Annotated in this window: 7 protein-coding genes; all 7 read right to left on the bottom strand. The window is 57.7% G+C overall.

The features are described 5' to 3' along the window. Positions 1–328: 328 nt before the first annotated feature. Positions 329–481 carry a hypothetical protein gene (locus tag BLP65_RS16825; protein ID WP_175452383.1) on the bottom strand — a complete coding sequence of 51 codons (153 nt, stop codon included), beginning with the start codon at positions 479–481 and terminating at the stop codon, positions 329–331. A gap of 186 nt (positions 482–667) precedes the next feature. Further along, positions 668–1489: a posphoenolpyruvate synthetase regulatory kinase/phosphorylase PpsR gene (gene ppsR / locus BLP65_RS00290; RefSeq protein WP_092991463.1), complete on the bottom strand. Its 822-nt coding sequence runs from the start codon at positions 1487–1489 to the stop codon at positions 668–670. 170 nt (positions 1490–1659) lie between these two features. After that, a complete protein-coding gene (gene ppsA / locus BLP65_RS00285; RefSeq protein ID WP_217631871.1) occupies positions 1660–4032 on the bottom strand; it encodes a phosphoenolpyruvate synthase in 2373 nt (790 codons plus the stop codon). Between the two features lie 107 nt (positions 4033–4139). Further along, positions 4140–4325, bottom strand: coding sequence for a chemotaxis protein (locus BLP65_RS00280; protein ID WP_092991459.1), 186 nt, complete (start codon positions 4323–4325; stop codon positions 4140–4142). Positions 4326–4579: 254 nt separating this feature from the next. Then, positions 4580–5158, bottom strand: coding sequence for an electron transport complex protein RnfA (locus BLP65_RS00275; protein WP_092991457.1), 579 nt, complete (start codon positions 5156–5158; stop codon positions 4580–4582). Then, the gene (gene rsxE, locus BLP65_RS00270; RefSeq protein ID WP_092991455.1) at positions 5151–5813 is read right to left on the bottom strand and encodes an electron transport complex subunit RsxE; all 663 of its coding nucleotides are present in this window, start codon (positions 5811–5813) and stop codon (positions 5151–5153) included. Before rsxE ends, BLP65_RS00275 begins: the two co-directional genes overlap by 8 nt. A gap of 3 nt (positions 5814–5816) precedes the next feature. After that, the gene (locus tag BLP65_RS00265; RefSeq protein ID WP_092991453.1) at positions 5817–6542 is read right to left on the bottom strand and encodes an RnfABCDGE type electron transport complex subunit G; all 726 of its coding nucleotides are present in this window, start codon (positions 6540–6542) and stop codon (positions 5817–5819) included. Positions 6543–6568 lie beyond the last annotated feature (26 nt).

Here is a 6568-nt window from a genome sequence, read left to right as displayed (position 1 = left end):
CACGGGGAACACGGGGAACACGGGGAACACGGGGAACACGGGGAAGAGCCAGTATCGATTTTTTCCCTCGTGAAGTCGAGGGGACTTTTCGATTCTCGGTGCTCGCGGTGGCGAGTTTGGACTGTCCCTGTGCGCCCGGTGTAATTAATGACTCGGTAGCGCAATAGTGGGATGAACCCATCGAGAATTTCCGTTCAGTAAGGAGGAGGCCGATTGACTCGGGCCTCGGCTTCCTCTGTGATCAAGTTTCTGGCGTACCCCGTATTCCCCGTGGTCTTGATGGGTTTCGCAACCCTCGAAGGGGGTCGCTGGATCGCTGTTTTTCTACTTAGTCGTAGTCGTCTCGTCCGGAGCTTTCGAAGCCTGGATTCTCGGCGAGAAATTCCTGCCACTCCGGTTCCTCTTCGAAAGAGACAGCGTCTTCCATGGCATCGATGTATTCGTCAAAGGCGTTGCGGACTTGATCACCACTCAGTCGCATTGGGCACCCCCTTGCAGTGATTAACGGAAGATCGGGATCATTAACCATCCCGATTTTCAGTTTAGAAAGGGCGGCTATGGTGTCAATTGATTGGGGCAAATTCAGACTTGGTTTAGTTTTTTAGCCGCCTGTCGACATCAGGTCATCAACGCTGCGGAGTAGATTATTCCCGAGTCCGACAGGCTGTTAGCCATAAAGACGGCGCTGAATACCTGCCCGCTGCATGATAGTGGCGGCTATTTCCTCAATGGACATGGAGGTGGTGTTGACAAACGGGACCGCCTCCCGGCGGTACAGGGACTCCACCGCATCGACTTCGAATTGACACTGTCTCAACTGGGAATATCGGCTGTCGGGGTAGCGCTCGGTCCGAATCCGATGGAGACGGTCAGGATCGATCGTCAGCCCGAAAAGGCGGTCACGATAGGGTGCGAGTACCTTGGGTAGCAGGCCGGCCTTCAGATCATCCTCGGTCAACGGGTAGTTGGCGGCCAGTACACCGTACTGCAGTGCCAGGTAGAGACAGGTGGGCGTTTTTCCGGAGCGGGAGACGCCGAGCAGAATGATGTCGGAGGCGGGGTAGTTGCTCGCCATCAGTCCATCATCATTGGACAGCGAAAAATTGAGTGCATCGATCCGGGATGCGTAGCGCTGAAAATCCCCGATCCCATGGGAGCGGCCGGTGGCATGTAGTGCCGGTTGTCCCAATTCGTTCTCCAGTTTGTCATTAAAGGCATCGAAGAAATCGAACACGGCGCCCCGGCAGGTGAGGATCACTTTTCGTACCTCCGTGTCGACAATGGTCGAGAACACCAAAGGCCGGCAGCCGTCCTCACGGGCAGCCCGGTTGATACGGCTTACCGCACTTTCGGCCTTTTCCATGTTGTCGAGAAATGGCCAGCTGGTCTGCTGGAACTCGATCCCCTCAAACTGAGTCAGCAGGCTACGGCCCAGCGTCTCGGCAGTGATGCCGGTGTGATCGGAGAGAAAGAAAACGGAACGGCGCATCGGATTAACCACTGAGAACACGGAGAGAAGAAAGTCTCCTGTGGGAAATTGCAGGAGTCAAGGCCGAACCAGACGTTTACTCCGGGCCGTCCGGTTCGATCCTTGTGAACAGGGTAGCTGTCCAACTCGAGGACGGCCTGAAGGCCGTCCTATGAAAGAGTCATGGGCACCTAGGCGACGGACCCGCCTGCTGTTGCGCTCTCCTGTTCGCCGACTTTTTTACCGGCGAGGTGCAGCCAGGTCTCGACTACGGTATCGGGGTTCAGCGAGATACTGCTGATGCCGCGATCAAACAGCCACTTTGCCAGGTCCGGATAGTCCGATGGACCCTGGCCGCAGATACCGATGTATTTTTCCTGTCTCTGGCACGCGTCGATGGCCAGGGAGAACAGTTTCTTGACGGCAGCATTGCGTTCGTCAAACAGGGACGCGATCAGTCCCGAGTCGCGATCCAGGCCCAGCGTCAACTGGGTCAGATCATTGGAGCCGATGGAGAAGCCATCGAAGTGTTCCAGGAATTCGTCCGCAAGGATCGCGTTCGACGGGATTTCGCACATCATGATCACTCGTAACCCGTTCTTGCCCCGCTCCAGGCCGTTCTCCCTCAACAGGCCGATCACGCCTTCCGCCTCCTCGACCGTCCGGGCGAAGGGGATCATCACTTCCACGTTGGTGAGTCCCATGTCGTCCCGCACCTTGCGAAGTGCACGACACTCGAGGTCGAAGCAGGGGCGGAAGGTCTCGGAGAGGTACCGTGCAGCGCCGCGGAATCCAATCATGGGATTCTCTTCCTGAGGCTCGTATCGGCTGCCACCCAGCAGATTGGCGTATTCGTTGGACTTGAAATCCGACATGCGGACGATGACCGGCTGCGGGTAAAAGGCTGCTGCCAGCGTGCTGATGCCCTCGGCCAGCTTTTCGACATAGAAGTCCACGGGAGTCGCATAGCCCGCTATTTTCTGGCGGATCTGCTCCTGGAGCTCCGGTGGCTGCTTTTCGAATTCCAGAAGCGCCTTGGGATGGACCCCGATCATGGCATTGATGATGAATTCGAGGCGGGCCAGACCGACCCCCGCGTTAGGCAGGTTGGCGAAATCGAAGGCGCGGCCCGGATTGCCGACGTTCATCATGATCTTTACCGGCAGGTCAGGCATTTGGTCGGCATTTGCGGTCTTCACCTCGAAGGCCAGTTGCCCTTTATAGATGTAGCCGGTATCCCCCTCGGCACAGGAGACCGTGACCTTCTGGCCCTCCTTGATGAGTGAGCTGGCGTTGCCGGTCCCCACTACGGCGGGGATTCCGAGCTCACGGGCGATGATGGCGGCGTGACAGGTCCGGCCCCCGCGATTGGTGACAATTGCCGCCGCCCGTTTCATGACCGGCTCCCAGTCGGGATCGGTCATGTCGGTAACCAGAACATCGCCGTGCTGGACCCGGTTCATCTCGTTGACGTTTTTGATCACACGTGCGGGGCCCGTTCCGATCTTCTGCCCGATAGCGCGGCCGGAGGCCAGAACCACTCCGGGTTTTTTCAGGCTGTAGCGCTCAATCACCTGTTCGCCTCGGCTTTTCACTGTCTCCGGACGTGCCTGTACGATATAGAGCGCACCATCTTCACCATCGAGCGCCCACTCGATATCCATCGGCCGACGGTAATGCTTTTCGATGGTCACGGCCTGGCGTGCCAGCTCCTCCACCTGTGCATCGGTGAGACAGAAATGCAGCCGCTCTTCCTCGTCCACGCTGACTGTCTTTACGGAGTTACCATGCCCCGCCTGGTCGCTGTAGACCATCTTTATGGCCTTGGTGCCCGGTGCGCGGCTGAGCACGGCCGGATTACCCTTGGCAAGGGTTGGCTTGTAGACATAGAACTCATCAGGGTTGACCGCGCCCTGAACCACGGTCTCGCCGAGGCCATATGCTCCGGTGATAAAGACCACATCCCGGAACCCGGACTCGGTATCGAGGGTGAACATCACGCCGGCGGCCCCGATATCCGAGCGCACCATGCGCTGGATACCCGCCGAAAGCGCCACCTCCGCATGAGTGAAGTTCTGGTGCACACGATAAGAGATGGCTCGATCGTTATAGAGGGAGGCAAACACATGCTTCACGGCCATTAGTACATCGTCGAGGCCCCGGACGTTCAGGAACGTCTCCTGCTGACCGGCGAAGCTGGCGTCGGGAAGATCTTCGGCGGTCGCAGAGGAGCGCACCGCCACCGCCAACTCGCCCTGGTGCTCACCGGCCATTTTCCCGTAGGCCGAGGTGATGGCGGCATGCAGGGGTTCAGGAAAGGGCGTGTCGATGATCCACTGCCGGATGGTGGCGCCGGTCTCGACCAGCGCATCGACATCTTCCACGTCGAGTGTCTTCAGCAGCCCATTGATACGATCCGCCAGGCGGTCGTGGCGCAGAAAGTCCCGAAAGGCATGGGCAGTGGTTGCGAATCCTTCCGGCACGCGCACACCGGCGGACGCCAGTCCGCAGATCATTTCGCCCAGGGATGCGTTCTTGCCGCCGACCCGCGCCACGTCGTCCATGCCCAGTTTGTCGAACCAGATGATGTATTCGTCCGCCACGTTACTCCCCCCAAATCGTTAAAACGTTTAGCCGCAAAGACAAGGTTCCTCGCGGTGAATTGAACCAATCAGTTTCGGCTTTTACAGGAACTTCCACCACGGCAAAGACAACCGGTGCCGCAACCACCGCCATCCTCGCGGACCGCTCCAAACTGCGGATGGCGCTTGGCAAACAGTCGTGCCAGATGCTGAACCGATACCCAGCACAGCAGCAGCAGCATGATGAGGCCCATTGCAAAGAAATAATTAGCCATGGTTACAAAACCTCTTTTGTTACCGAAAATGCGCAAAAGAAAATAAAATTTCAACGCAGAGACGCGGAGTATGCTGAGATGTATAAGGCGGATTACGGCGCGGGTGTTTGTCGGAAATCACGATGCCAAAGGCTTGCCTAATCCGCCCTACGGGGCCCGTTAACAAAATTGGACCATCCCTGCGCGGTCCTCGGCGAACTCTGCGTCTCTGCGGTACAAGCCTGTTTTCGGTTACTTGATTCCGCATTTGAGTGCTACCCACCGAGTCCTGCAAAGCCCATGAAGGAGAGCGAAAGGATGCCCGCCAGCATGAGACTCATCGCAGCGCCCTGGCTGATGCTCGGCACCTCCGCCAGTTCCAGTTTTTCCCGCAGGCCGGCCATCAGCACGATGGCCAGCATAAAGCCCGCACCTGCGCCAAGGCTGTAGACGACCGACTGCAGGAAGTTGTACTCGTTGAAAGTCTGAAACAGCGCCAGTCCCAGAATGGCGCAGTTGGTGGTGATCAGTGGCAGGAAGATCCCCAGTGCCCGGAACAGCGTGGGGCTGAACTTCTTCATGGCCATTTCCACCAGCTGTACGGCCGAGGCGATCACCGCGATGTAACAGATGAGCCGCAGGAATTCGAGACCGAACTCCACCAGCAGACTATTGATGACGTAGGCCGAAACCGAACTGATGAGCATCACCAGGGCGGTAGCAAGACCCATGGACCAAGCCGTCTGCAGCTTTCCGGATACGCCCAGGAAGGGACAGATGCCGAGAAACAGTGCCAGCACGAAGTTGTTGATAATGAAGGCATTGAGAAAGACGAACGAGAGTGAGTCAGGCATGGGCCACCTCTGTATCTTCTGCTTCCCGGAGCTTGCGCGCCTTGCGTTCCTTCATCCAGTTGAACAGCAGCAGCCAGCCGCCGAGGACAAAAAAGCCTCCCGGGGGAAGAATCATCACCACCCAGGGCTCGAAGTTGGCGCCAAAGATGTCGATACCCAATAGCGTGCCGTTGCCCAGCAGTTCCCTGACCGAACCCAGACAGAGGAGAGCGAAGGTAAAGCCGGCCCCCTGCCCCAGGGAGTTGATGAGTGTCTTGCCAAGGCGCTGTTTCGAGGCAAAGGCTTCGGCGCGGCCCAGGATCATGCAGTTGGCGACGATCAGTTGAATGAATGCGCCTAACTGATTGTAAAGGTCAAGGCTGATGGCCTGGATGACATAATCCACGATGGTTACAAAGGTTGCGATGATGACGATGTAGCTGGCAATCCTGACCTGTTTCGGGATAAAGCTTCGAAGCAGTGACACGAGGCCCGACGAGGCCAGCAGCACAAACGTGGTCGCCAGGCCCATGGCAACGGCATTGATGACCGAATTACTCACCGCCAGTACCGGGCACATCCCCAGCAGCATCACGAATACCGGATTTTCCCGCCAAAGTCCCGAGAGGAAGGTATCCGCGGTTATGCTTTCACCTTTCTTCAAATCGATAGCCATGGTTTACCCCTTTGCATCCCTGGCGACTTCTTGCCTCTGCGTTACCTCGCCTTTACGTAGTTCGTCCAAATGGGGCCACAGCTTCGGCAGAAGTTCCTGCGAGGCATTGTTGAGTGCCTTGCCCACTGCTTTGGATGTGACAGTGGCTCCAGAGACGGCGTCGATCTCCCACGGCTGCTCTTTGCTGCCATGTTTGACCGTGACGATGGGATTGGCCAACTCCTCACGATTCGGCTCCAGTCTCGCATCCAGCCCCGGATCGTTGAAGTTGGACAGAAAGCCTTCGTCCGTAAGAATTCGGTCACCCAGCCCCGGCGTCTCCGCCATTTGCAGGACGGAAAAACCGGTGATGCACTGACAGTCGGGGTCGTAGCCGAACAGCAGCTGTATGATGTCGGCATAGCCCTGAGCCGCGGCGCCGGCGGCGATACCCTCCAATTCCCCCGCTGTGTTATACGCGGCATAAAGGAGGGTACCGCTCCTGCCTGAATCCGCGGGGAATATTCCCTCGTCATTGACCACGAAGTCACGACGGTCTGTTGCTCCGGGCACGACCTGAAATACTGCCCGCTCGATGGCCTCACGTCTGTTTTCCAGGATGAAGGGACGGGTGTATTCGTACACCAGCACGACCAGAAAACCGGAGAGCATTGCAATCACCCCCAGTGTGCCGATCAATCGACTACTGGAGGGGAGCGCCGGAGACTGTGTCTGTTGCTGTGGTGTCATGCTGTTTTCATCGCAAGCCGTGCAAA

Origin of the sequence: Thiohalomonas denitrificans, assembly GCF_900102855.1 — a bacterium.
In the GTDB taxonomy this organism is placed as follows: domain Bacteria; phylum Pseudomonadota; class Gammaproteobacteria; order Thiohalomonadales; family Thiohalomonadaceae; genus Thiohalomonas; species Thiohalomonas denitrificans.
The sequence above is the reverse complement of the archived record's forward strand: the minus strand, read 5'-3'. Positions and strand labels throughout refer to the sequence as shown.